This is a genomic window from Ruegeria sp. AU67, assembly GCF_900312795.1.
In the GTDB taxonomy this organism is placed as follows: domain Bacteria; phylum Pseudomonadota; class Alphaproteobacteria; order Rhodobacterales; family Rhodobacteraceae; genus Ruegeria; species Ruegeria atlantica.
Genome location: NZ_OMPH01000011.1, coordinates 29,166 through 49,778 on the forward strand (window position 1 = coordinate 29,166; position 20,613 = coordinate 49,778).

20 protein-coding genes are annotated in these 20,613 nt (G+C 57.1%); 1 reads left to right on the top strand and 19 read right to left on the bottom strand.

What is annotated here, in order from left to right; genetic code table 11:
* Window positions 1-4: 4 nt before the first annotated feature.
* Genes DK510_RS03215 through DK510_RS03240 form a run of 6 tightly spaced genes read right to left on the bottom strand, consistent with a single transcriptional unit; the run spans window position 5 to window position 7,192 of the window.
* Window positions 5-946 (bottom strand): ABC transporter permease, encoded by a 942-nt coding sequence (locus DK510_RS03215; protein WP_109310887.1) that lies wholly within the window; start codon window positions 944-946, stop codon window positions 5-7.
* Window positions 943-1,986, bottom strand: a complete 1,044-nt coding sequence (locus DK510_RS03220) for an ABC transporter permease (protein WP_109310888.1) — start codon at window positions 1,984-1,986, stop codon at window positions 943-945. The genes DK510_RS03215 and DK510_RS03220 overlap by 4 nt, the downstream gene beginning before the upstream one ends.
* Entirely contained in the window at window positions 1,976-3,496 is a 1,521-nt protein-coding gene (locus DK510_RS03225) for an ABC transporter ATP-binding protein (protein ID WP_109310889.1), read from the bottom strand. Before DK510_RS03225 ends, DK510_RS03220 begins: the two co-directional genes overlap by 11 nt.
* Complete coding sequence (locus DK510_RS03230; protein WP_160116437.1) at window positions 3,493-4,899, bottom strand: amidase; 1,407 nt, start codon at window positions 4,897-4,899, stop codon at window positions 3,493-3,495. The genes DK510_RS03225 and DK510_RS03230 overlap by 4 nt, the downstream gene beginning before the upstream one ends.
* Entirely contained in the window at window positions 4,868-5,851 is a 984-nt protein-coding gene (locus tag DK510_RS03235; RefSeq protein ID WP_109310891.1) for a BMP family protein, read from the bottom strand. Before DK510_RS03235 ends, DK510_RS03230 begins: the two co-directional genes overlap by 32 nt.
* A gap of 39 nt (window positions 5,852-5,890) precedes the next feature.
* On the bottom strand, window positions 5,891-7,192 hold the full coding sequence (locus DK510_RS03240) for an amidohydrolase family protein (RefSeq protein WP_109310892.1): 1,302 nt from the start codon (window positions 7,190-7,192) through the stop codon (window positions 5,891-5,893).
* A 445-nt stretch (window positions 7,193-7,637) separates the two neighbouring features.
* Between DK510_RS03240 and DK510_RS03245 the strand changes: the two genes are divergently transcribed.
* On the top strand, window positions 7,638-8,066 hold the full coding sequence (locus DK510_RS03245; protein WP_109310893.1) for a MarR family winged helix-turn-helix transcriptional regulator: 429 nt from the start codon (window positions 7,638-7,640) through the stop codon (window positions 8,064-8,066).
* 156 nt (window positions 8,067-8,222) lie between these two features.
* Here the strand turns inward: DK510_RS03245 and maiA are convergent, their stop codons facing one another.
* The 13 genes from maiA to DK510_RS03310 all read right to left on the bottom strand — a co-directional run bounded on the left by maiA (window position 8,223) and on the right by DK510_RS03310 (window position 20,591).
* Window positions 8,223-8,855, bottom strand: coding sequence for a maleylacetoacetate isomerase (gene maiA / locus DK510_RS03250; RefSeq protein WP_109310894.1), 633 nt, complete (start codon window positions 8,853-8,855; stop codon window positions 8,223-8,225).
* 85 nt (window positions 8,856-8,940) lie between these two features.
* Window positions 8,941-9,486: a VOC family protein gene (locus DK510_RS03255; RefSeq protein WP_058274548.1), complete on the bottom strand. Its 546-nt coding sequence runs from the start codon at window positions 9,484-9,486 to the stop codon at window positions 8,941-8,943.
* Window positions 9,487-9,549: 63 nt separating this feature from the next.
* Complete coding sequence (locus DK510_RS03260) at window positions 9,550-10,866, bottom strand: TRAP transporter large permease (protein WP_058278629.1); 1,317 nt, start codon at window positions 10,864-10,866, stop codon at window positions 9,550-9,552.
* Window positions 10,863-11,411, bottom strand: coding sequence for a TRAP transporter small permease (locus DK510_RS03265; RefSeq protein ID WP_082637164.1), 549 nt, complete (start codon window positions 11,409-11,411; stop codon window positions 10,863-10,865). Before DK510_RS03265 ends, DK510_RS03260 begins: the two co-directional genes overlap by 4 nt.
* A gap of 3 nt (window positions 11,412-11,414) precedes the next feature.
* A complete protein-coding gene (locus DK510_RS03270; RefSeq protein ID WP_109310895.1) occupies window positions 11,415-12,449 on the bottom strand; it encodes a TRAP transporter substrate-binding protein in 1,035 nt (344 codons plus the stop codon).
* A 16-nt stretch (window positions 12,450-12,465) separates the two neighbouring features.
* Window positions 12,466-12,657 (bottom strand): DUF2783 domain-containing protein, encoded by a 192-nt coding sequence (locus DK510_RS03275; protein ID WP_109310896.1) that lies wholly within the window; start codon window positions 12,655-12,657, stop codon window positions 12,466-12,468.
* Window positions 12,654-14,288, bottom strand: a complete 1,635-nt coding sequence (locus DK510_RS03280; protein WP_109310897.1) for an FAD-dependent oxidoreductase — start codon at window positions 14,286-14,288, stop codon at window positions 12,654-12,656. Before DK510_RS03280 ends, DK510_RS03275 begins: the two co-directional genes overlap by 4 nt.
* Window positions 14,289-14,313: 25 nt before the next feature.
* Window positions 14,314-15,264 (bottom strand): MBL fold metallo-hydrolase, encoded by a 951-nt coding sequence (locus DK510_RS03285; protein ID WP_109310898.1) that lies wholly within the window; start codon window positions 15,262-15,264, stop codon window positions 14,314-14,316.
* Between the two features lie 360 nt (window positions 15,265-15,624).
* Window positions 15,625-16,353, bottom strand: coding sequence for a metallophosphoesterase family protein (locus tag DK510_RS03290; protein ID WP_109310899.1), 729 nt, complete (start codon window positions 16,351-16,353; stop codon window positions 15,625-15,627).
* A 38-nt stretch (window positions 16,354-16,391) separates the two neighbouring features.
* Complete coding sequence (locus DK510_RS03295) at window positions 16,392-17,447, bottom strand: aldolase/citrate lyase family protein (protein WP_109310900.1); 1,056 nt, start codon at window positions 17,445-17,447, stop codon at window positions 16,392-16,394.
* 11 nt (window positions 17,448-17,458) lie between these two features.
* The gene (gene hpaH / locus DK510_RS03300; RefSeq protein ID WP_109310901.1) at window positions 17,459-18,259 is read right to left on the bottom strand and encodes a 2-oxo-hept-4-ene-1,7-dioate hydratase; all 801 of its coding nucleotides are present in this window, start codon (window positions 18,257-18,259) and stop codon (window positions 17,459-17,461) included.
* The gene (locus DK510_RS03305; RefSeq protein ID WP_109310902.1) at window positions 18,256-19,110 is read right to left on the bottom strand and encodes a fumarylacetoacetate hydrolase family protein; all 855 of its coding nucleotides are present in this window, start codon (window positions 19,108-19,110) and stop codon (window positions 18,256-18,258) included. The genes hpaH and DK510_RS03305 overlap by 4 nt, the downstream gene beginning before the upstream one ends.
* Complete coding sequence (locus DK510_RS03310; protein ID WP_109310903.1) at window positions 19,110-20,591, bottom strand: NAD-dependent succinate-semialdehyde dehydrogenase; 1,482 nt, start codon at window positions 20,589-20,591, stop codon at window positions 19,110-19,112. Before DK510_RS03310 ends, DK510_RS03305 begins: the two co-directional genes overlap by 1 nt.
* Window positions 20,592-20,613 lie beyond the last annotated feature (22 nt).

Sequence of the window (20,613 nt, forward strand, 5' to 3'; positions counted from 1 at the left end):
GCTCCTAACGTTCACCGCGCCGGTAGGGTGCCATCAACGCCGCAGGTATTTCGGCTCTGCGGGCGACGAGGACGAGCGCGACGATGGAAAGCACGTAAGGTGCCATCAGGAAGAGCTGGTAGGGTACGCCTTCAATCGCAGTCTGCAGCCGCAGCTGGTATGCATCGAAGAATGCGAACAATACAGCGCCAATTAGCGCCTTGCCGGGTCGCCAGCTGGCGAAGACGACCAGCGCAATGCAAATCCAGCCCCGCCCCTGAACCATACCTGGGAAAAAGCTGTTAAACGCCGTTGTCGTCAGGAAAGCCCCGCCCACCGCCATCAAAGCCGATCCGACAACGACTGCGACGATGCGGATGCGGATGGGGTTCAAACCCTGTGCCTCAACCGCATGCGGGTTTTCGCCAGTCATACGAATGGCCATCCCTAACGGTGTTCGGGCAAGGACATACGCCATTGCAGCCACAGCAAAGAGCGCCAGATAAGTCGGCAGGGCCTGGGAAAACAGGATCGGACCGAGGACAGGTATATCGGAAAGCCCCGGAACATTGAGCGGCTGGAAAGGCTCTATCGTTGGGGGCAAGTCACCCACTTCGACAAGTAGCCTGTAAAGGTAGTAGGCCAAAGCAGATGCAAACAGCGTAATACCAAGCCCCGATACATGTTGCGAAAGCCCAAGCGGAACCGTCAGCATGGCATGCAGCAAGCCCATCACGGCGCCGCAAAGGGCCGCAATCATCAGGCCCACCAGCAAAGGTGCGCCCATGTAGACGGCAAGCCATCCGCTCATCGCGCCCATGGTCATAATCCCCTCGATCCCCAGATTGAGCACGCCCGAACGTTCGCAGAGCAATGCGCCAAGGACGCCGAATATGAGTGGCGTGGCAATACGCAACACGGAAGCCCACAGGCTGGTATTCAGCAGCAGATCAATTGCATCACTCATCGGCGCACCCGGTAGGTTGTGAAAAGAAGGGCCACGATCATGGTAAGCAAACAGAGCGCTACAATCACATCAGCGATGAAACTGGGAACACCGGTCGCGCGGCTCATGGCGTCGGCCCCGACGAAGACTGTGGCAACGAAAACAGCGGCAGCAACGACGCCGGCCGGATGCAAGGCGGCGAGCATGGCGACAACGATGCCTGCATAGCCAAAACCGGGGCTCATGGTGGTGGTGACCCCAGCTGTAACACCCATGACTTCGACAGACCCGGCGAGCCCCGCCAGGGCTCCCGAAAGCAGAGCTACGCCCATGATCGTCCGGGGCAAAGAAATTCCGGCAAAGGCGGCGGCGCTGGCGTTCAAACCGGCGGCGCGCGTTTCAACACCAAAAACGGTGCGCGCCAGGATCAGCCAAACGGCACCTGCTGCTGCGATGGCAAAAAGCAGCCCGATATGCAGACGCGTGCGCGGGATCAGATCCGGCAGACGAAAATCTCCGTCTACGGGTACTGAAGAGGGCCACCCAAAGGCCAACGGATCGCGCATCGGGCCTTCAATCATGAGGCCCACAAAAAGGATTACGATGAAGTTGAGCAGAAGGGTCGTCACCACCTCATCCACCCCGAAACGAAGGCGTAAATATGCAGGTCCCGCCAAAAGAGCCGCGCCCGCAGCCATGCCTGCCAGCATCAAAAGTGGAATACCAATCCATCCCGGAACCCCGAGCGAATGGCCGATCCAAGCGGTGATCAGCGCACCGACAAAGAACTGTCCCTCACCTCCGATGTTCCAAAGTCGCGCGCGGAAGGCGACCGCCGCAGCAAGCCCCGTGAAAATAAGCGGCGTGGCGCGGGTCAGCATCTCGGTGATCGAAAGGCGGGAGCCAAGCGCACCGGTCAGCATTTCGCCATACGCCGTGAGCGGGTTTACCCCCGCAGCTGCGATGAGACCCGCAGCGAGAAGTAACGCAGTAAAGATCGCGGCCAGCGGCGCAATGATCACAAGGTGCAGTGGCACATGTGTGCGTCGTTCAAGCCGCATTTTCACTTTCCTTCCAAACACCCGCCATCATCAGGCCAAGACGTTGCGGGTCAGCCTCGTTGGCGGATATGGGCTCCGACAAGCGCCCTTTAACGATGGCCTGTATACGGTCTGACAGGGCCACGGCTTCTTCCAGTTCTTCAGAGATGAGCAAGATTGCTGCGCCTTCGGCCCGTGCAGCCAAAAGCTCGGCATGAACGGCGGCAATTGCCCCTTCATCGAGGCCTCGCGTCGGCTGGTTGGCGAGCACAAAACGCGGTCCGTTTGTCAGGACCCGACCGAGGATAAGCTTTTGCATATTGCCGCCAGACAACAGCCTTGTTCGCGTGTCGGGACTGGCACCACGGATATCAAAACGTTCGATCAGCCCTGAGGTGTAATCGCGAGCGGCGCCTTGCCGGACAAAGCCGCGGCGCGAAAACTCTGGTGTGCGCAGCCGTTCGAGCACCGCATTTTCCCACAGGCTCAACTCGCCTACTACGCCTTCCGCGTGTCGGTCTTCTGGTACTCTACCAGCCCCCGCACGGATCATGCCGCGCGGCCCCAGATGACCGATATCTTCGTCCAGAAGTGTCAGCTGCCCGGCACTTGGGTGAACCAGCCCAGAAAGCAACCCGCCGAGCGAAGCCTGACCATTGCCTGAAACGCCAACGATACCAAGGATTTCACCAGTATGGACGGTGAATGACACGTCATCCAGACGCAACTCACCGTCCTCTTCCACGCGCACATTTTTTGCAATCAGAACTGGCGCGCCAATCTTATGGTCATGGCGTACGGGCCGTTCCACTTTGCGGCCAACCATCAGTTCCGCCAGCTCTCCGGGGTTGGTTTCAGAGGTTTTGCGTTCTGCAACCATCTTGCCGCCGCGTAGCACTGCCACACGGTCAGAGGCAGCCATGACTTCATGCAGTTTGTGGCTGATGAAGATAAGCGAAAGACCCTCCTTCGTCATGTCGCGCAGGGTCTCGAACAGGCGCATCGCCTCGGGCCGGGCAAGAACGGCAGTAGGTTCATCCAGAATTAATATGCGCGCGTCACGGTAGAGCGCTTTAAGAATTTCAACACGCTGGCGTTCTCCTACGGAAAGCGACCGAACCTTGGCCTCGGGGTTCACGGGCAGGCCAAACCGCTCTGCGATCTGCAACAGCTTTTCGCGCGCCTCACCACGAGCGGATCGCGCGCGCGTCAAGGGTTCGGAGCCAAGCATGACGTTTTCGAGAACGGTGAGGTTGCCCGCAAGCGTGAAGTGCTGGTGAACCATTCCCACACCCACCTCGATCGCTGCGCGTGGAAGGCCCGGAGGCAGCTCTTCGCCGAACACCCTGACAGAACCTGCGTCGGCTGCGTAGTGGCCAAACAGGATATTCATCAGCGTCGTCTTGCCGGCGCCGTTTTCACCCAGAAGCGCAAGGATTTCCCCCTCCGCCAGTGTCAGGGTCACATCATCATTTGCGGTAAGCGTTCCAAAACGCTTGGTGATACCGTGAAGCTCCAGAACCTTGGTCATGCGGGTAGGCCTGCGATTGGGGACGGAAAGGAAAGTGCGGGCGCGCGGGTCTCGATAAGTGCACCGAGTTTTAGCAGTGCGAAATCGGCGCCGGTGGGACCAATCAGTTGCACACCGAGAGGAAGGTCATTTGCCATGCCAAAAGGCAGCGCCAAGGCTGGCAAGCCCGCAACATTGGCAAGCGCGGCGTTTGGGGCAAAAGCTTCCAGCCGCGCCATGTGTTCATCGGGGGAAGTGCCAGACAGATCCAAAGTGCCGACAACGGGCGGAGCAGAGGAGATGACCGGCATCAGGATGGCATCGGCGGATTTGAAAAGCTTGCGGGAGCGATTTGTCAGGCGTGCCAGCTGTCGCGAGGCCGCAAAAAGCGCGGTGGCAGGTGTCGCACGACCCTCAGTAGCCATGGCGGCTGCGAGCGGTGGAACCTGGTCGTCAGAGACCTTGAGTGCGGTCAGCCACTCAGCCAACGAAACAGCCAGTATGGTGCGGGCGATTTCATGAGCCTCAGCTCCAATCCGGTCGGGGGCACGAATATCATGCACTTCACAGCCTGCGTCGCGCAGCGCGTCGGCAGCACCTTCCGCAGCTTTGCGCTGGTTAGGTCCACAACGATCTGGCAATGCCACCGCGACACGGGGACGTTTTGGGAAATGCACCGGGGCCATAGGTTGGACAACAGCATCAAGGGCGGTCTTCACGTCACGGACCGATCGCGCCAGGATCAACTCAGACGCTATGTCCATCAGGTGATTGGCAAAATCAGGGCCTCCGGGCACCGCACCACGAGACGGCTTGAGCCCGGTCAAACCGCAACACGCAGCAGGTACTCTGATGGATCCGGCTGCATCCGTGGCATGAGCAATTGCAACGATACCACCTGCAACGGCAGCTGCAGCGCCGCCAGATGAACCACCGGGTGTTAACGCGGGATTCCATGGATTTCGGGTCGCAGCCATGCCCTCTGGTTCGCATGTCAGGGAAAGGCCGAATGGGGGTGTTGTAGTCAAGCCAAAAGGGATCAAGCCAGTTTGGCGCAAATCCTGTAACAGGCGACTGTCACTTTCAGGTTTACGCGCTTGTGCGCGGATTGCTGCGGATCCTGCCGCAGCAGGTAGCCTTTTTGCGAAACCACCGAGGTCTTTCACCAAAAACGGAACCCCATGAAACGGACCGCGCTGGTCAGATGGCAATGCGTCTGCTGCCCTTGCCCCGGCGAGAGCCATATCTTCGTCCAGAAATGCCACGGCCCCCAAATCCGACTGCGCGTGGCAGGCAGAAAGACTTGCCTCCATTACGTCGACGGCAGTGATCTGCCCTGCCGTAATGGCAGCCGCAAGAGCCGTGGCATCGTTCACGTCAAAGCCCGCGGGATCAGGAGGGCTCGCTTTCGTCGATCGGAACATCCCATTCGCCGGATTGGATCGCGGCCTGTTTAGCCTCCATCGCCGGGATGGCGTCAGCAGGCACTTCATCGGCGACATAGATCAACTCATTGCCACCATGGGCCATGAAGGAATATTCCGTGTAGTTGCGCCCCGTTGGGTTACCGGCCTGAACGTCGGCTACGATGGCCTCGATAGTAGGACCGTAATTCCAGATCGCGTTGGCAAAGACTGTGCCTGGATAGCGAGGCGTATAGTCGATAAGCGAACCGATGGCCTTCACGCCCCGCGCTTGCGCGGCATCCGCGGTGCCAATGCGCTCACCAAACAGGACATCTGCGCCCGCGTCGATCTGGGCAATCGCAGCTTCTTGCGCGCGGGCCGGATCAAACCATGCTCCGATAAAACCGTTGACGAAGGTGGCCTCTGGGTTCACCTCAGTCACTCCCATTCGGAAGGCATTGATCAACAGGTTCACTTCGGGGATCGGATAACCGCCGACCGAACCGAAGACATTGCTTTCTGACATTTGGCCCGCAAGCATCCCGGCCAAATAGGCGGCTTCGTGGTTGCGGGTGCCGAAGACGCCGAAATTATCCCCTTCCGGCCCACCGGAAGAGCCCATGAGGAAAGCGGTATCCGGGTAATCGCCCGCCACTTCTCGTGCTTCGCGTTCCACGGCGTAGGACTCGCCCCAAATGATCTGCGCACCACCTTCGGCATATTCGCGCATCGCGCGGGGATAGTCGGTCGGAGCCACACCTTCCGAAAACTCATATTCGATCAGACCAGCGTCGGCGGCCTCCTGCATCGCAACGTGGATACGACTGTTCCACGCGTTTTCGACAGGAGACATATGCACGCCAGCGACTCGGGTCGCAGATTGTGCGTTCACGCGACGGACATAAGCCGGCAGGGCCAGCGTGGCCGCAGCGCCGACCATCAATTGACGGCGGGTTGTGGTGAGTTTCATTGGTAGATCCTCTTCTGTTGGTGGCGATTGTTCTTGTTCTTAAGCTTCCTGAGTATTGGGCCTGGGCGCGAAATCTGCCGGATCCAGGGTCGTGGGGCGGCCGGGCAACGAAAGCGCGGCCATTCGGGGTTCTGTACGGGCCAACACCTTGCCGTTTTTGATTACGGCAAGGCGGGTGGCTTTCATGCGAACAGCTTCAATCGGATCACGCGCCTGCAGTACAACCATACTGGCAGGGCCGCCCTCGCGGATTGTCGGGTCGGGCAGGCCCATGGCTTTGGCGCCATTTTGGGTTACCGATGTGAATGCCCATTCCATCGCTTCTCGGGATGTCATCGGTACCGCGTGCACACCCATATGAGCCACTTCCAGCATGTCGGCGGACCCGAGCGAATACCACGGGTCCATTGTGCAATCCTGCCCGAAGGCAACGTTTACACCGGCCGCGCGCAGCTCTGGCACGCGGGTCAGGCCTCGGCGGCGCGGATAGGTGTCCGAACGCCCTTGCAGCGTGATATTGATCAGAGGGTTGGGTGCCACGTTCATACCGCTTTCTGCGATGAGTGGGATTAGCTTCGATGCATAGTAATTGTCATAAGAATGCATCGCAGTGACGTGGCTTGCAGTTACACGGCCCCCAAGCCCAAGGCGCGTAGTCTCAAAGGCCAAGGTTTCTACGTGGCGTGACATAGGATCGTCGCTTTCATCGCAATGCAGGTCCAGAATCAGGTCGCGATCTGCCGCTATCTCGGCCAGTCTCGTGACCGATCGTGCCCCTTCCGACATCGTGCGTTCAAAATGCGGGATCCCGCCCACGACATCGACACCCATATCGAGGGCCTGGATCAGGTTTCTCTCTGCGTTTTCTGATCGGTAAAGGCCATCTTGCGGGAATGCCACCAGTTGCAGGTCGATATAGGGGGCAACCTGTTTACGTACCTCCAAGAGCGCTTCAACGCCCACCAACGGGGCGGATGAAACATCCACATGCGAACGGATAGCCAGCAGTCCCTGCGACACGGCAAGATCGCAATAGCGCATGGCCCGTTCAATCACGGCTTCGGGTGTCAACAGGGGCTTTAGTTCCCCCCAAAGCGCGATACCCTCCAAAAGCGTGCCCGAGACATTCATACGCGGCAACCCTAGGCTCAGGGTCGCATCCATATGGAAGTGCGGGTCCGTAAAAGGAGGGGAAACCAAACGCCCAGCCGCCTGTATCTCCTCATGCGCCTCAGCCTTGATATCAGGCGCAATTTCCGCAACGCGGTCTGCCTTGATCGCGATATCCACTGGCCCGCTGCCATCTGGCAGGCTGGCCTGTCTGATGATTAAATCGAGCATCCAATTCCCCCAAATTTGACCGCATGGTAAAAAGTATTCTGCAAGAATGCTAATAGTTTTTGTTGCACTTCCGGGTCCAGTGTTTCCGCTAGTCTCGGTGTGTGCCTATATCCAAGGCTTGTGTTGACCTTTCTTGTCAGCTGAAGCTGACACAACGATCAACTTTCGCTTTTGGGATTTTGCGTTGCAGAACTGCTAATTTTTTCAAAGGTCGGTTCACGCTGGGAATCTGTCCGTTTCAGCAGATTGCCGATCCGGAACCTTGATCCAGCGGATCCGCAGTTTTCTGGCAAGCAGACAAAACTTCGTAACAAAATCAAATCACTGGGAACCGAGATTTCGTAAACTTCGGCTTATAGTTTACAAAACAACCTGCATAAGGATGGCGAAGATCAGTGCAGGCAAATGTCGTTGCATATGAAACAAAGCGGGATTATAGTTTCGTATGCAACTAGATTCCTTCTTTCCCTATCGCCTCGCCGTGGCATCCGAGGCGTTCTCACGAAAACTCACGGAAGTATACCAGCGCGAGTTCGGGCTATCACGGGAGGAGTGGCGCCTGCTTTTTCTACTTGCCAATGCCAAAAGCCTGACCTCTCTGGAACTCTCCCAACGCACCACTCTGGATAAGGTTCAAGTCAGCCGAGCCGCGCAGAGGCTTGACGATAAAGGTTTGATAACCAGAGCAATTTCCGAAGAAGATCGCCGGATAAGGGTTTATCATTGTACGCCGGAAGGCCATCGGTGTTTCGAACAGTTGCTGCCACAAGTCGACGCTTGCGCGCAAGGGATGCTGAATTCCATGTCGTCCGAGGACCGTGCAGCACTGGACCGAGGCGTGACTGCGCTGCTTAAGGCCGCGTCGGTGACATAGGTACATAAGCCAATCTGCGCAACTCAAGCCATCTGGAGCGCTGGCTGTCGACCGGCGTAGAAATCCGTGTAGTCGGTGACGCGGAAGAGCATTGCCTTCTTGGTTGGGCTAAGGCCGTCGACCTAGAATAGAATGAGGTCTGCCAGTGTATTTCTCTCAGGAGGCGTCGGCCTGATTTTCAGGTCGGGCGGCGTCGAAAGCGGGTAGGGTGAATGCGCGTTCTTCGATCTCAAGCAGACGGTCGAATGGAGCCATATCGACGCCCCAGCGATGTGCATTGTAAAGCTGTGCGACAAGGCAGATATCGGCAAGGCCCGGCTTGTCACCAAAACTGAAGGTGGTGTTAGCTGGCAAAAGCGCTTGGTAGGCATGGAAACCTTCGGTCATCCAATGCCGGAACCACTCGATCCCATCCTCAGCCGTAAGCCCGTACCGGGACTTCAGATACGCGGTGACTCTAAGGTTGTTAACCGGATGTATGTCCATCGCGATGGTATGGGCCGCAGCCTGTACCCGCGCACGCTCGAACGGGTCCTCCGGCAGGAACGAAGGTTCGGGTATGGTGGCGTCGAGATAATCGATGATCGCAAGCGATTGGGTGAGTGCACGACCGTCCTCAAGGATCAGCGTCGGGACGCCCTTCCCGGGGTTCAGCGCGACGTAGTCCGGCGCGCGCTGTTCTCCGGCAACAAGGTCGACGGGGATCGTTTTGTAGGAAACACCCTTGAGATTCAATGCGATCCGGACCCGAAAAGAGGTCGTCGAGCGCCAATAGCCGTATAGTTTCATGACTTCCTTGTTTTGTGGTCAACCGTCTCGGATTTTGCCAAAGATAGGTTCCCGCGCCGGAAACCTATCCGGCACGGGATGCCCGTCAGGCAGACTTGTTGAGTTCTTTGGCATGCAGCCAATCGGCATGTTTCGGAGCTTTCTTGGTTTTCGACCACTCGTCCAACATAAGCCATTTCACTTCGTCCATGCGCTCTAGCAGCGCTTCTTCTTCCGGGTCCGGGCAGGCCAGTTCGATACGATGGCCGGAAGGATCAAAGAAGTAGATAGAATGGAAAATCGAATGGTCGGTCACGCCGAGTACTTCGACGCCATTAGCTTCCAGATGGTCCTTGAACTGAAGCAGCGTTTCACGATCCTTCACCTTGAAGGCGATGTGCTGCACCCAGATCGGGGTATTGGGATCCCGGCCCATTTCCGGCTTCGTGGGCAGCTCGAAGAAAGCCAGAACATTACCATTCCCGGCATCCAAAAACAGATGCATGTAGGGGTCCGGCTCATGCGTCGATGGGACATGATCCTCGGCGATGGCCAGGATGAAGTCCATGTTCAGCATTTTTCCATACCATTCGACCGTCTCTTTTGCGTCTTTGCAGCGGTAAGCGACGTGATGGATCTTCTCGATTTTCATCGATTTCTCCTTTCCGAGGGTGCAGTTTTCAAGGCCAAGGCGACCTACGGTCGCCTCAGGCGGTTACATCAACCCCACCAGCCAGAGTGACAGGGAGGGTACAAGGATGAGCAGGGTCAGCCGCAGGATGTCTGCGATCCAGAATGGCAGCACGCCACGAAAGATCGTTCCAAGTGAGACATCTTGCAACACGCCCTTCAGCACGAAGACATTCATACCGACCGGTGGCGTGATCAGGCTGATTTCAGTGGCCACAACAACCACAATGGCGAACCAGATCAGGGCGTTTTCGGGATCGAGCAGGAGTTCATTGGCAAACTCAAGCTCAAACATCAGCGGGTAAAAGACCGGCACTGTTAGCAAGATCATCGACAGGCTTTCAAGCACACAACCAAGCACCATGTAGGTCAGCATGATGAACACAATGACTGCCCAGACCGGCAATTCATTGTCGACAACAAAGCCTGATAGCGCATCCGGCAGTCCGGCGTAGTTTATGAAGTTGGTGAACAGCTCGGCACCGATGATCACAGCAAAGATCATGGCAGTAGCCCGGATCGAATCCAGCGTAGCTGCGAAAAAGCTGCGCCAGGTCATCGTCCTGAGGGCAATGGCGATCAGGATCGAAGCACCTGCACCCATTCCGGCCGCCTCAGTCGGTGTGAAGAACCCACCATAAATGCCAACCATGATGAAGAGAAAAAGGCCCAGCACACAGATCACGCCTATGACGTCAGCCCGGCTCATGGGTTCGGTGTTTTCCTCCTCCGGAGCCAGAGAGGGGTTCAACCGTACCGCAACCATGACCGCGCCAAGATAAAACAGCACACCAATAATACCTGGCACAATTCCCGCGATAAAAAGCTTGGCAATATTGGTTTCGGTCAGCAGGCCGTAGATGATCAGGATCACCGAGGGCGGGATCAAAATGCCCAGTGTCCCACCCGCGGCGATAGAGCCTGTCGCCAGCCGGTCATCATAGCCAAAACGACGCATTGAAGGCATGGCAACTTTTGACATCGTGGCAGCAGTAGCCAGGGACGAGCCACACACTGCAGAGAATCCGCCGCAAGAAAAGACCGAAGCCATGGCAAGTCCGCCGCGCAGTCTGCCAAAAAGCCGATCGGCACCGGCAAACAGCCCGTGTGCCACGCCCGAGCCGGCCAACACGTTGCCCATGAAGATGAACAGAGGGATGACCGAAAGGGAGTAAGACAAAGAGGTGTCAAACGCCACTTGCCCTGTCATAGCCCAGGCAGGTTCCCAACCACGCATATAGGCAAACCCAAAGCCGCCTACAGCCGCCATTGCGAACGCGATAGGCACGCGCAGTAGTATAAGCCCCAGCAGGATAGCAAAGCCGATCAGAGATTCAATCATGGGGCGCCCTCTAGGTGATCTTGATCGGTGTCGTGTTCGATGGGGGGTTGTAATCCGCGCAGGAATGCGATGAACGCCGAAACCATGCAGGAAACCCCAGCCAGATAGCCGAATGGTGCCAGTGGAATCTCAAGCGCGTTGGTCACCGCGCCGTCATGTGCGGCCTTGGCCGCATGGGTGAAAAGCCGCCAAGAAAAGGTGGCTAACAGGGCTGCAGAGAACAGGCCAGCAAACGCAGACAAAAGACGTTGCGTCTTGCGTCCGAGCGCCAGATTCAGCAAGTCGACTTCGACATGTTCGCGGCGCTCTGTCGTCAGTGGTAAGGCAAGGAAAACGAGCGCTGCCAGCAGTATTTCAGTGAGTTCGAAGGCGCCGGATAGCGGTGCGTTGAACAGGTAGCGCCCAACTACATCCACACAGGTGATGAGGACGAGGCTGAACAGGATCAGTGCGGCCCCGACACCCAGAGATCTGTCGAGCAGCAACCCGATGTCCAGCCCCTCATCAGGGGGCTGGTCGGGGAAACGATGGCGAAGCCGCTCCATGGATCAGAAGTCCACGCCAGCTTGTTTGCGCATTTCTTCCAGTGCCGCCGCGCCGTCGTAGCCGTCAGCCGAGATGGCTTCGGACCACGCTGTTTCTGCATCTGCTGCCTGTGATTTGATCGCATCTACGACTTCGGCTGGCGCTTCGTAGATTTCGATCCCGGCCTTTTCGGCCGCGGCGCTGCCTTTCTCGTCTGCGCCGACCCAAGCTTCGCCAACCAGTGCGGCAAAGGCTTCACCGGAAATCGCCTCGATGGCTGCCTGATCCTCTTCAGAGATCTCGTTCCATTTGTCTTCGTTCATGACCATGAACCAAGTGGTGTTGTAGATGCCGCCGGGGACTTGCATCGTGTACTTGACGTCTTCGGTTAGCTTGAACGCAGCAAGAGCATCGTAGGGGAACGTCACGCCATCGATTACTCCGCGCGAGAGTTTTTCATACACCTCACCCGAAGACATGAAGAGCGTTGTGGAGCCGAGACCAGACATAAGGTCTGAGATGTAGCCACCAGGAACGCGGATCTTGAGACCCGAGAAATCGTCTGTCTTTTCGATCTTACGGACATTGTTGTGCAGCATACCGGGGCCGTGCACAAAGAGCCCCAGAAGCTTGGTGCCCTCATGTTCTTTTTGCGCCTCCAGAGGGCCGGAATAGACGTTCCAGAATGCTTTAGAACCAGCAACGGCATCGTCACCAATGAACGAGAACTGACCGATCCGAGAGCGAGTGAAACGGTCATCTGTGGTAAAGGAATGCAAGCCGTAGGTGATGTCAGCGATACCTTCAGCAGCCATGTCGTAATGTGCCGGGGGCGGGCCCATGGGCTTTGCAAGCACACGAACAGTCACGCGGCCGTCGGTGACTTCCTCCACTTGCTTGGCCCAGGGTTTGATTGCCTCAACGACGATCGGATGGCGCGGCGGCAGCCAGCTCGAAAGCGCCAGCTTGGTCTCTGCCGCGGTAGTCGTTGCGATAGACATTGCAGCGGTTGCAATGCCGGCGAGCAGCAGGCTGTTGCCCTTCAGTTTGATATTCATGGTATCCTCCCTTGGATTATGTGATGTCGGCAGCCCTGAGCGCCTGGCTCAGGACGTTCCGGTCGCCAATGTGGTTGGCCAGGATCAGAATTAACCTCGCGTTGATTGTATCGCTCTCGGCCTTGGTCTTGCCCTCATGCGTTGCCAGCAGGTCGGCGTAGAAATCGTCGGTTCCGTCGATATTCGGTGTCAGGGTCAGATCGCTCATTGGCTTACTTCCTTACCGGCCGCACGGCGCAAGGCAGTGCGCATCAGGGTTTCGTTGTATTCCGCTCGGCGGGCAGCGACATGCTGATCTGGTCGGATCAAGTAGACTGCCGAACTGGCTTCGCCGAGATAGCGTTTCCTGAGTTGACCGGTTGGGTCGTCGCGGGTCGAAAGAGCCAGGCGGCGCGCCGTAATCCCGTCCACCTCCAGAACTTCAGGTGCTTCTGCATCGATTGTCAAAAGGATGAACTCATCACCCAGCTTCGACAACAGGTATTCATCGCCCAGCGGTGCATCGGGGCAGGGGGCACCGGGCTGCGTCCTTTCGGGCCCGCCTGACAGCGCGTCGGCCGAATTTAGGCGGGATTCACTGTAGATGCATGGAACCGACAGCCGACCCGAGTTGACCATCGGTCGTGCGAACTCATACGTTCCGCTTAGGCTGAGCACAGCATCGCGAAATATCCGACTGGTTTCTGATTTCGGCGTGATGAAATCGGTGGACCGTGTAGAGTTCATGATGTTTTCGTCCGCGCCATGAACCCGTTCCGTATCGTAGGTATCAAGCAGGCTCTCAGGTGCTTTGCCTTGAATAGCCAACCCTAGTTTCCAGCCAAGATTGTCCACGTCTTGCATGCCGGAATTGGCACCACGCGCACCAAAGGGCGAGACTTGGTGCGCCGCATCACCAGCAAAAAACACGCGACCAGAGCGAAAGCTGTCCATCCGCTTGCACTGGAAGGTGTAGATAGAGGACCAGACCATTTCATAGTCCGCATCCCCAAGCATCGCATCCAATCGGCGACGGATATTCTCTTCTTTAAGTTCTTCTTTGCGGTCAACATCCCAGCCGATCTGGAAGTCGATCCGCCAGACATCATCAGGTTGCTTGTGCAACAAAGCTGAGGCGCCAGAGCCGTGGGTCGGTTCAAACCAGAACCAGCGCTCAGTAGGGAAGTTCAGATCGCCTTTCAGTTTGATATCGGCAATCAGGAAGCTGTCCTGAAAGACGCGACCGCTGAAATCGAGACCAAGCATCCCGCGCAGCGGTGAATTGGCACCGTCGCAACCGACAAGCCAGTCTGCTTCAAGGGTGTAATGCCCATCCGGTGTCATCACCTTCAGGGTGACGTGATCGTCGTGTACTTCGACCGCGTCCACACGGTTCTTGCCACGCAACTGGATCGGGGCACCCTTGTCCTGCAGCTCGCGCAGGCGATCGATCATGTATTGCTCGAAATATGGCTGTTGTAGATTGATGAAGGCGGGGTATTTATGCCCGTCTTCCGGCAACAGGTTAAATTCGAAAACCTTGTCATCGCGATGGAATACCTTACCGAGGTTCCAGACAACGCCTTTTTCGAGCATCGGTTCGCCGCAGCCATAGCGGTCGGCCACTTCCAGGCAGCGCTTTGCGAAACAAATCGCCCGACTGCCCATGCCGATCCCCTCATGATCATCAAGCACAACCACCGGAATACCCTGGCGGCCGAGGTCCAGCGCGGTGGCCACTCCGATCGGCCCGCCGCCCATGACCACAACCGGGTGACGCACCGGCGCGTCAATATCCTGATCGGGCGATTTTTCGTATGGATAGCTCTTGTGGGCGAGCGTGTAACGGTCATCAAACATTGGAAAATCCCCTCCCTTCAGGCTTTCAGCCTTGCAGTTGCTCCCACATTTCCAGATCCCGCTGCGCCGTCCAGATACGTGGTGTGTCGATGCCGCGGGCTTCGTCATAGGCGCGCGCAACATTGAACGGCAGGCAGTGTTCGTAGATCGCGTAGTCAGCGAATTTCGGGTCGCACGCGTCGCGTACAGCTTCCCAGGCATCTTTCAGGGTGCCGCCGCTAGCAGCGACACGAGCAGCCGGGCGATATGTGCTTTCGACAAAATCCCGGGTGGACTCGATTGCTGCTTCAACCATGTCTTTTCCGAGCAGAGCATCACCGCGGCCGGGCGCGATAGCATCGACGTCAAATGCGGCGATATTGTCCAGAGTGCCACCCCAATCGTTGAAATGGCCGTCGCCGCAATAGCAGGCCGAGTGGTACTCGACGATGTCACCGGTAAACATGACGTTCTGGTCGGGGACGTGAATGACGATGTCCCCGGCAGTATGAGCGCGACCAAGATGCATAAGATCGACGCGTCGATTTCCAAGGTAGACGCTCATGCGATCCTTGAAGGTCGTGGTGGGCCAGGTCAGTCCGGGAATGCTTTCATGGCCTTCGAACAGACGTGGAAAACGCTGAAACTCACTGTCCCAATCTTCCTGACCGCGTTCGACAACCTGCGCTCGGGTTGTTTCGGACATGAGAACCTGATCTGCGCCATATGCTGAAGCGCCTAGAACACGAACCGCGTGATAGTGAGTTAGCACCAGATGTGTGATCGGTTTGTCGGTAACTTCTCTGACCTTCTCAATCACCTTTCCAGCCAGACGTGGCGTGGCCTGCGCCTCGACAATCATGACACTATCATCGCCGATGATCACGCCGGAATTGGGATCACCTTCAGCAGTAAAGGCCCAAAGCCCTTCACCCACTTCGGTGAAGCTAATCGTCTTTTCAGCCAAATCTCCCTGAGATGCGAATGCCTTAGCCATTGTGTTCTCCCGAAGTATGTCGCTCGCGTGACTCGTTTTGTTTCATTTGCAACGAATATCGTTACATATGAAACTAAAGTCAATGCCGTTTCGTTTGGAGTTACGTGTTTGAACTATTGTTGCTGAGTGCATTCGAAGATTTTTTGCGAAGTTGCCGGCGTAAAAAATGTTGTCCATTCCAGCTGTTTTTGCAGCCAATCATGCCGACCGCCGTAAAGGACTACTGTTCCATTAAGTGCCTGATAGGCCCAATGGGGTGGTTCAAGGCTTAGCGCTGACGGCGATCATGGTTGAGAAGCTTCTGAAACAGAAACGACACCGGCGACGTTACATTTTTCGCCATGTGAGCAGGAGACTGCCTCAGTGAGTCACAAGTTTCCGCCCACCATCATCCAGTACCCAGCATTTGGTGCCTTCGAACACAGCGGTGGTAAGGGCGTGGCCATAGCCTGCACCTGTATCCAGATTGATACGGTTTCCATGATGTTCAGGTGCGGCCACGTGGCTGTGGCCATGGACTACCAACCATGGATGTGGATCTGTATGGTTCAGGAATTCCTCACGAATCCATATCAGATCGTTGTGGTCTTGATGATCCAGTTTCACCCCGGGTCGAATACCTGCGTGCACGAACAGCAATGCGTCGTCCTGATGGAACGGCTTTAGCCCGTTCAGAAAATCGATATGAGCCTGAGGGACGGCCTCCTTGGCCTTGGCGTGAACTTGATAGATTCTGTCCACGTTGGTGGCTTCAACCCCGTAGGACTGCAGCGTTTCGATCCCGCCGATCCGAGGATGAAGCCAGTGATACCCGACCAGCAGGCGCGCATCATTGCGCGGATAGTCCTCCAGAAACATTGCGCACATCTGGTCATGATTGCCACGTAGAAAGACCCAGTTCTTACCGTCGGCGTTCCCTCGGACCAGCAGATCCAAAACCCCGCAACTTTGCGCACCCCTGTCCGTATAATCGCCAAGAAACACGATCTTGGCGTCTGGTCCTCCATCCCGTGCGATCCGGTCCAGTGCGTCTTCAAGCATCCCCAGTTGGCCATGGATATCGCCGATTGCATAAATCGGATCTGACATGAGTGGTCCTTTTCTTCGTCTTCAGGGTTGGTCGAGGATCAGCCCGCCCAGTCAATGCCGAAGTCTTCGCGAAAAGCGAACCGGACCAGATGCGCTTCGATGACGTCTTGCCAGCGGCCCAGATCACCGCGAGGGCCGGTTTCAGCCGTCAGCGAAAGGCTGGTTTCTCCAGCGGTCATGGTCAGCCGGTTTCTACCCGGAAATACAACGCTGCCGTGCTTGTCGTCGAAAGACACTTGAGCCTTGTGGGACCAGTGCTTGCACAATTGCTGCAGGTACTTGCTGGCCGCTTCCGTTTTGGCAACACCCGAAACGCTTTGGTCAGGTAGCAACGCCAAGGCTTCATCGGCGGCCCGGCGCACCGCCTGCGCGAACAAAGTAACGTCGATGTTTGTGGCCAGGAAGGTTGCCCCCAGATCCAGACATTTGCGCTGCATGGCCGGATCCAGTGTAAGTATCCCAGCAGATTTGCCTGCGGCGACTACCCGAGTTATCGCGTCCAACACAGCCTCTACCACTTCTGTATGACCAGCATCACCGATATGGCCCATGTCAGCGGCCAGATCGGAGGGGCCGAGAAAGACCCCATCAACGTCAGAGGCAAGAATATCGTCTAGTGCCTCTAACCCGGCGCGGTTTTCCACCTGAACAAGCAGGCAGATCTGTTCATAAGCCGTTTTCAGATAGTCCGGGATCGCCGCAAAGCGCGACGCCCTTGCCAACGCCGAACCCACGCCCCGAACTCCGTGGGGCGGGTATCGCACCGCCCGCACCAAATCCCGTGCTTGATCTCCGCTTTCGACCATCGGTACCAGAATATTCTGAGCGCCGGCATCGAGGTATTGCTTGATCATCCAGGTTTCACCGATCGGCAAACGTGCGACTGGTTGGCTGCCGCTTCCTTCGATGACCCGCACCTGTTCCAGAATTGAGCGAAGATCGTTTGGGGCGTGCTCTCCGTCAACAAGCAACCAGTCGAAATGGGACGTGGCCGCGATTTCAGCGGCATAGGTGTCGGCCATTCCAATCCAGCAGCCGACCTGCGGCTGACCAGCCTGCAGCGCGGCCTTGAAAGCGTTTAGTGGCGCAGGCATCCCGGCCTCCTTTAGGCAAAGTTGATATCGACCGAGCCAAATGGTCCGAAATCAGCATGGATTTCGGTGCTCGGCGGGCATTCGACGGGTCGAATAAAGCTACCTGACAAGACCACCTGGCCCGGTTCTATGCTCTGGCCGTACTGCGCCATGCGACGGGCCAGCCAGACGACGCTTTCGACTGGGTCGTTCAGAACACCCGCGCCCAGACCGGTTTCCTCGATCTCACCATTGCGGAAGGTCAGTGCCCCGACCCAACGCAAATCAAATGCATCTATCGAATGACGTTCGGGGCCCAACACGATGCCGGCATTGGCGGCGTTGTCGCTGATTGTGTCATAGACGGTACGTGTTTGTCCGGTCGCGGGGTCGACACGCTGAATACGCGTGTCGAGGATTTCAATCGAAGGCGCGACGTAATCCGTGGCGGCAATGATGTCGTCACGGGTGACGTTCTCTCCGCCTACCGCAGATTTCATGGCAAAAGCAATCTCGGCCTCGATCCGGGGCTGGATGAACCGGCCCGCAGGAACGGTTTCGCCGTGATCGAACTTCATATCATCGAACAAAATTCCGCTGTCGGGAATGTCGATATTCAGCGCATATTGCATCGCTTTTGAGGTCAGCCCGATTTTCCAGCCGATCACCTTGCGCCCTTCGGCCAATTTCTGTCGATAGATGGCGTTCTGCACCTCATAGGCGTCGCTCATCCCCATTTCGGGATGGCGCAGTGTCAGAAGGCCAATCTGTTCGTGCGAACATTCAGCCTGCAACAAGTCGGCTGCGGCACGGGCATGATCTTCGGGGGTCATACCTGTTCGTCCTCGACTGTGTTGCGCAGCGTTCCAATGCCCTCGACTGAGATTTCCACTACGTCACCCGGAGCCAGGTATTTCGGTGGTTCAAACCGCGCGCCCGCACCCGTCGGGGTGCCGGTGACGATGATGTCTCCGGGCAGAAGCGTCATGAAGGTCGAAATATATTCGATCTCGCGCCTTATCGGGAACATCATGCGATTCAGCGTATCGTCCTGGCGCAACTCACCATTCACATGGGTCTGAATTCGGGCATCGTCCAACTGGGCCGCGTCGGTGAATGGCACTAGCCACGGACCGATGGCACCGGAATTGTCCCAGTTCTTTCCCTGTGTGACGTTGAACTTGGCATGGCGGACCCAGTCGCGAATTGTGCCTTCGTTACACAAGGTTAGGGCTGCGATGTGGTCATAGGCATCTTCCTGTGAAATTCGCCGACCGGATTTGCCAATCACGATAACGACCTCGCCCTCGTAATCCAGCGTGTGGTTTTCTGGAGGACGGATCAGCGGGCGGTCGTGCCCGGTGAAACCGCTGGCAAAGCGCGGAAACAACGACATGTATTTCGGTTGTTCGCTGCCGTCTTTGTATTCTGCGTTGCGGTCGGGAAAGTTCACTCCGACGCAGAGGATGCGGCGGACATCCGGCATCACCATTTCGTAAGTGAATTCCTTGTGGGTTACTTCCCGGCCTGCTGCGGCCTCGGTCAACTGTTCAAACGTGCCCGCGGCGATCACCTCATAAAGGCTGGCCTGATCGGGAAAGGCGTCGTTTAGCGCAATTGCACCGTCCTTGGTGATCGCGCCGAAAAAAGTTGCTCCGTTTGCGGTGAAAGTTGCAAAGCGCATCAGGCCTCCTCGGCGGCGTCAATGCCACCCATGCACAAGTATTTGAGTTCCATGAAGTCATCCAGCCCATGGCGCGATCCCTCGCGCCCCAGACCTGACATCTTAACGCCTCCAAAGGGCGCTTCAGCAGTTGAGATCAGGCCGGTGTTGATCCCGACCATGCCATATTCCAATGCTTCGGACACGCGCCAAACACGGGCCATGTCGCGCGAATAGAAATACGAAGCGAGGCCGAATTCGGTATCATTGGCGGCTGCGATAACTTCGCTTTCCCTGTCGAATTTGAACAAAGGCGCGACTGGGCCGAAGGTTTCCTCGGTCGCCACCGCCATGTCTGCGGTCACGCCAGTCAGGATGGTCGGCTCGAAAAAAGTGCCGCCAAGGGCGTGCGGCTTGCCGCCCAGTGTGACTGTTGCACCCTTGGCGGTTGCGTCTTTGATATGCTCAGACACTTTCGCGACTGCGGCTTGATCGATTAGTGGGCCAAAGACGGTGCCCTCGTCAAAGCCGTTTCCAGTCGGCAGTTTTGCGACCTTGGCGGCCAGTTTTTCGGCGAACGTGTCGTAGACCCCGGACTGGACATAGATGCGGTTGGCGCAGACGCAGGTCTGGCCGTTGTTTCGGAACTTGGCGATCACTACCCCTTCGACTGCCGCGTCCAGATCTGCGTCGTCAAAAACGATGAACGGCGCGTTGCCGCCCAATTCCAAACCTAGTTTCTTGATCGTAGGTGCACATTGCGCATAAAGCATCGCGCCGATTTCGGTGGACCCGGTAAAGGTCAGTTTTTGCACGATTTTGCTCGAGGTCATCTCACCTCCGATGGCGCGCGCTGATCCGGTGATGACCGAGAACAATCCCGCAGGCAACCCGGCTCGCTCGGCCAGAACTGCCAGCGCGATAGCCGAGAACGGCGTCTGGCTGGCAGGTTTGAGCACCATGGAACAGCCTGCCGCCAGTGCCGGTCCCGCCTTTCGCGTGATCATGGCATTGGGGAAATTCCACGGCGTGATCGCGGCAACAACCCCAATCGGCTGTTTGATGGTGATGATCCGCTTATCCGGCGCGTGGCCGGGGGTGACGTCGCCATAGGCGCGGCGGGCCTCTTCAGCGAACCATTCGATGAAGCTGGCACCATAAGCGATTTCACCCTTGGCCTCAGCCAGCGGCTTGCCCTGCTCGGCGGTCAGGATAGCGCCAAGATCATCCTGGTTTTCGATCATCAGGTCATACCAGCGGCGCAGAATTTGGCTGCGGTCCTTTGCTGTGAGCTTGGCCCAGCCCTTCTGTGCACGGTGCGCTTCGGCGATTGCTTCGGCCGTTTCGGCCGCCCCAAGATTGGGGACTCGTCCGATTAGATCACCAGTTGCCGGGTTGGTCACTTCCAGAGTGGTGGATACCTCAGTGGCACCGACCCATTTGGAGCCAACCCGTGCCGCTTCAATAAGCAACGTGGGGTCGTTGAGACGTAAGTCTGTCATTTGCAGGTTTCCCGTGTCTCGG

What these genes read in the sequence shown, in the direction of transcription:
- DK510_RS03285 (WP_109310898.1), bottom strand. Translation starts at nt 15,264, where the DNA reads ATGGCTAAGGCATTCGCATCTCAGGGAGATTTGGCTGAAAAGACGATT.
- DK510_RS03290 (WP_109310899.1), bottom strand. Translation starts at nt 16,353, where the DNA reads ATGTCAGATCCGATTTATGCAATCGGCGATATCCATGGCCAACTGGGG.
- DK510_RS03295 (WP_109310900.1), bottom strand. Translation starts at nt 17,447, where the DNA reads ATGCCTGCGCCACTAAACGCTTTCAAGGCCGCGCTGCAGGCTGGTCAG.
- DK510_RS03280 (WP_109310897.1), bottom strand. Translation starts at nt 14,288, where the DNA reads ATGTTTGATGACCGTTACACGCTCGCCCACAAGAGCTATCCATACGAA.
- DK510_RS03255 (WP_058274548.1), bottom strand. Translation starts at nt 9,486, where the DNA reads ATGAAAATCGAGAAGATCCATCACGTCGCTTACCGCTGCAAAGACGCA.
- DK510_RS03245 (WP_109310893.1), top strand. Translation starts at nt 7,638, where the DNA reads ATGCAACTAGATTCCTTCTTTCCCTATCGCCTCGCCGTGGCATCCGAG.
- maiA (WP_109310894.1), bottom strand. Translation starts at nt 8,855, where the DNA reads ATGAAACTATACGGCTATTGGCGCTCGACGACCTCTTTTCGGGTCCGG.
- DK510_RS03235 (WP_109310891.1), bottom strand. Translation starts at nt 5,851, where the DNA reads ATGAAACTCACCACAACCCGCCGTCAATTGATGGTCGGCGCTGCGGCC.
- DK510_RS03220 (WP_109310888.1), bottom strand. Translation starts at nt 1,986, where the DNA reads ATGCGGCTTGAACGACGCACACATGTGCCACTGCACCTTGTGATCATT.
- DK510_RS03230 (WP_160116437.1), bottom strand. Translation starts at nt 4,899, where the DNA reads ATGTTCCGATCGACGAAAGCGAGCCCTCCTGATCCCGCGGGCTTTGAC.
- DK510_RS03215 (WP_109310887.1), bottom strand. Translation starts at nt 946, where the DNA reads ATGAGTGATGCAATTGATCTGCTGCTGAATACCAGCCTGTGGGCTTCC.
- DK510_RS03240 (WP_109310892.1), bottom strand. Translation starts at nt 7,192, where the DNA reads ATGCTCGATTTAATCATCAGACAGGCCAGCCTGCCAGATGGCAGCGGG.
- DK510_RS03310 (WP_109310903.1), bottom strand. Translation starts at nt 20,591, where the DNA reads ATGACAGACTTACGTCTCAACGACCCCACGTTGCTTATTGAAGCGGCA.
- DK510_RS03265 (WP_082637164.1), bottom strand. Translation starts at nt 11,411, where the DNA reads ATGGAGCGGCTTCGCCATCGTTTCCCCGACCAGCCCCCTGATGAGGGG.
- DK510_RS03275 (WP_109310896.1), bottom strand. Translation starts at nt 12,657, where the DNA reads ATGAGCGATCTGACCCTGACACCGAATATCGACGGAACCGACGATTTC.
- DK510_RS03270 (WP_109310895.1), bottom strand. Translation starts at nt 12,449, where the DNA reads ATGAATATCAAACTGAAGGGCAACAGCCTGCTGCTCGCCGGCATTGCA.
- DK510_RS03225 (WP_109310889.1), bottom strand. Translation starts at nt 3,496, where the DNA reads ATGACCAAGGTTCTGGAGCTTCACGGTATCACCAAGCGTTTTGGAACG.
- hpaH (WP_109310901.1), bottom strand. Translation starts at nt 18,259, where the DNA reads ATGACCCCCGAAGATCATGCCCGTGCCGCAGCCGACTTGTTGCAGGCT.
- DK510_RS03305 (WP_109310902.1), bottom strand. Translation starts at nt 19,110, where the DNA reads ATGCGCTTTGCAACTTTCACCGCAAACGGAGCAACTTTTTTCGGCGCG.
- DK510_RS03260 (WP_058278629.1), bottom strand. Translation starts at nt 10,866, where the DNA reads ATGATTGAATCTCTGATCGGCTTTGCTATCCTGCTGGGGCTTATACTA.